Below are 3,136 nucleotides of genomic sequence, written 5' to 3'. Positions count from 1 at the left end.
TTCTCCACCGCCCACTTCTTTTGCTCTGCCGTGTATCTCTTGTGTTTCATGCTTTGTCTTTTGCCGCCCATCTTTGCCATTAAATGTTGAGGCGACATCTATCCTGACATGGAGGGGGCCAAAAGAAAGTCACCAAAGAAAAGGCCACCCCCACTGTCTGCGCCCCGCCGCGCGTCGGGGAACCTGCGGTGCTCGCTTCAGGTGGGGTCTGGCTAAACTCGCTGCGCTCAGACAACGCCAGCCCTGATCCACCTGAAGCTGCGCTCCTCGGCGCATCTAGAGGGGGACCCCGGGGAGCGGGATCGGCCTGGCTTTGCCGGGCATCGTGCCAAGGGCGCGAGGTGCCCCCACCCTGGCCCTCCCCCGGCGGGGGAGGGAAAAATACCAAATGTGCGCCATCACGCGCCGAGGTGCGCACTGCCTGACCCCTTCCCCCACCGGGGGAAGGCTGGGATGGGGGCACTCGTGCCCCAGGCACGAGGGGGCGCTGTGCGCCCCCGATCCCGCATCTGGGGTCCCCATCTGTATGCGCCGAGGAGCACAGCTTTGGGCGGATCAGGGCTGGCGTTGTTTGAGCGCCAGCGAGTTTAGCCAGACCCCTCACAAAGCGAAGCACCGCAGGTTCCCGTAGCGCCAGCGAAGGGCGCAGACAGTTGGGGCGCCTTTCTTTGGGTTACGCATCGATTGCGCAAAAGAACAAGTGACTGCGCTGCCGGGCGCATCACCCGGCCGACGATGCTGGCAGGCACCCAGCAAACGCCAACCCGCCAGAGGGGTCGGAGCACGAATGCGGGCAAGCATCGGTCCGACAACAGCCAATTCAGCGCGCAATCGTGATCTGATCTGATCCGACCCCACTGGCTACCGCCCGTGCAGCCCAATCTCCGCGTCCGAGTGCAGCGCGTTGTGGGGCGACATCAGCCATCTCCGCGTCAGCGCGCACGCCGGTAGTGCATGGCGACCGCGCCGTTGCGCAACGGCTGCGCCGAGACCAATTCGAGCCGCCGCGTGCGGGCCAGTCCGCCTTCAAACAGGGTCGGGCCGTGGCCGGCGATCCTGGGGTGGACGAGCAACTGGTATTCGTCGATCAGATCCAGCCGGTCCAGCGCGGTCGCGAGCTTGCCACTACCCAGGAGTACGCCGTCCGGGGTCGCGTCCTTGAGCCGCTGGATGCCGGTGCGCAGGTCGCCGGCGAGGTGGTGGCTGTGGGTCCACGGGAAGTCCTTTCGCGTCGAAGACACCACGTACTTGGGCTTGGCCTCCAGCTTCTCCGCCCACGCGCGCATCGCTGGTGGTGCCTGCGTGTCGCCGCGGGCGACCGCAGGCCAGTAGCTTTCCATCATCTCGTAGGTGACGCGGCCCCACAGCATCGCGCCGTTCTCGTCCATGAGGCGGGTGAAGAAAGCGTGTGCCTCGTCGTCCGCGATGCCTTCCTGGTGGTCGACGCAGCCGTCCAGGGTGAGGTTGATGCTGAAGGTCAAGAGTCCCATGTAACGTGTTGGTCAGGCGGCACTTGGCGACTTGTTCTCGCAGAGGCTTTTCAGAAGGGCCAGAGCCCGAGGGAATGTCTCTAGCATGTACGCCTCGTGCGCAAGAGGCGTGTCCAGGTCCACTTTGACTTCGGTGGTACCGGCGGTTTCTGTAAACGTGTATTTCTCATACGCGGGTGCCCAGGTGAGGGCCTTTGGGCTGGTGGTGTCTTCCACGCCTGCGCTCACCTCGCCGAGGTGCTGTATCGAGATAAATTCATGCAGCCGGTTCTCCGCAATGACTGCGACCATGCCGTCGCCGTTGGGTGCCAGGAACTGGATCTTCTGGCCGGCTTGCCATGAGCCGGAGAAATAGCAGCCCTCCATGAATGCCGCGGTCCAGACCCTGTAGCCTGCCGGGCTCAGCATGGTTTCCCACACCAAGCTGCGCGGGCAGTTTATGGAGACTGAAAAGCCAAGGGTCTTCTTCATGCATACCTCCGATATTCGCAGCGGCGTTTATGGTATCTGACTCCATCTTCAAGCAGCGCTGTTGCCTTGGCTGCGCGGCACTGCGTAGCGGAGTTCGGCGAAGCCGCTGCCGATCTGTTGGGCGGAGGTGAGCCGCAGGGGCGGGGAGGTCAGGCGGCGGGGGAACAGCGGCTTGCCTTGGCCCAGAGTCACGGAGCCGACCTGGACAATGATTTCATCGAGCAAACCGGCATCGAAGAACTGGCCGGCGAGATCACCACCGCCCACGATCCAGATATTGTGGGGCCCGGCCGCGCGTCGCATCTCTGCGTGCACGGGCCGGACATCGCCGCTGACAAACCGTAGGTCGGCTCCGGGCACGCGCGGCAGTGCCCTGCTGGAGAAGACCCAGGTGGGTTGCGTGTAGGGCCAGGCGCTGCCCATCTGGTCCATTACGGTGACTGCGTGGCGCAGCATCCAGGCGTAGGTGGCCGAGCCCATGGCCAGTGCACCTACGTCGGCGATGAAGGACGGGTAGCCGGTGTCATTCACATCGCCCAGAGGGAAAAGCCACTCCAGGGAGTCGTCTTCGGTGGCAATGAAGCCGTCGAGGCTGCTTGCGGTGTAGTACTGGGTTTTCATGGAAGGTGCGGTGGTGTGCTTGTGCTTTGGACCCTGGTGTACATCGACGATTGCGGTAGGCCGGGACCCAGACCTATGGGGTATTTTCAGATTTTGAGGCCCCTTTTCAAGTACCCATGCTGCACCACGTCAACCGCCTCAGCTCGCGACCGGCGCGATGCCCGGCGCAGCCGGGCCGATCCCGCTCCCCGGGGTCCCCATCTGTATGCGCCGAGGAGCACAGCTTTGGGCGGAAAAGGGCTGGCGTCTGTTTGAGGCCGCAGGCCGAGTTTAGCCAGACCCCGCCCAAAGCGCGCACCGCAGGTTCCCGCAGCGCCAGCGGAGGGCGCAGACAGTTGGGGCGCCTTTCTTTGGCGTTCAAAGAAAGGTGACTGCGCCGCCGGGCGCACATCCCGGCCGAGGCTGCTGGCAGGCACCCAGAAAACGTCAACGCCAACCCGCCAATAGGGGTCGGAGCCTCATGGCACTAGGATAAGCCCCGCCGCATGCGAATCGCCGCTCTGGCTGCTGTGCGAGGCACGTTCAGCAGCGGCAACGGTTTGAGTCTTCGCTTC

3 protein-coding genes are annotated in these 3,136 nt (G+C 64.0%); all 3 read right to left on the bottom strand.

What is annotated here, in order from left to right; genetic code table 11:
• Positions 1 to 932: 932 nt before the first annotated feature.
• Genes AC097O_RS24140 through AC097O_RS24130 form a run of 3 tightly spaced genes read right to left on the bottom strand, consistent with a single transcriptional unit; the run spans position 933 to position 2,582 of the window.
• Complete coding sequence (locus AC097O_RS24140; RefSeq protein ID WP_479595474.1) at positions 933 to 1,490, bottom strand: dihydrofolate reductase family protein; 558 nt, start codon at positions 1,488 to 1,490, stop codon at positions 933 to 935.
• A gap of 12 nt (positions 1,491 to 1,502) precedes the next feature.
• Entirely contained in the window at positions 1,503 to 1,961 is a 459-nt protein-coding gene (locus AC097O_RS24135) for an SRPBCC family protein (RefSeq protein WP_479595473.1), read from the bottom strand.
• A 48-nt stretch (positions 1,962 to 2,009) separates the two neighbouring features.
• Complete coding sequence (locus tag AC097O_RS24130; protein WP_479595472.1) at positions 2,010 to 2,582, bottom strand: dihydrofolate reductase family protein; 573 nt, start codon at positions 2,580 to 2,582, stop codon at positions 2,010 to 2,012.
• Between the last annotated feature and the right edge of the window lie 554 nt (positions 2,583 to 3,136).

The organism is Rhodoferax sp. LS1P39 (genome assembly GCF_056521425.1).
Note: the sequence above shows the minus strand (reverse complement) of the source record. Positions and strands in the feature narration are given on the sequence as shown.

What these genes read in the sequence shown, in the direction of transcription:
- AC097O_RS24135 (WP_479595473.1), bottom strand. Translation starts at nt 1,961, where the DNA reads ATGAAGAAGACCCTTGGCTTTTCAGTCTCCATAAACTGCCCGCGCAGC.
- AC097O_RS24140 (WP_479595474.1), bottom strand. Translation starts at nt 1,490, where the DNA reads ATGGGACTCTTGACCTTCAGCATCAACCTCACCCTGGACGGCTGCGTC.
- AC097O_RS24130 (WP_479595472.1), bottom strand. Translation starts at nt 2,582, where the DNA reads ATGAAAACCCAGTACTACACCGCAAGCAGCCTCGACGGCTTCATTGCC.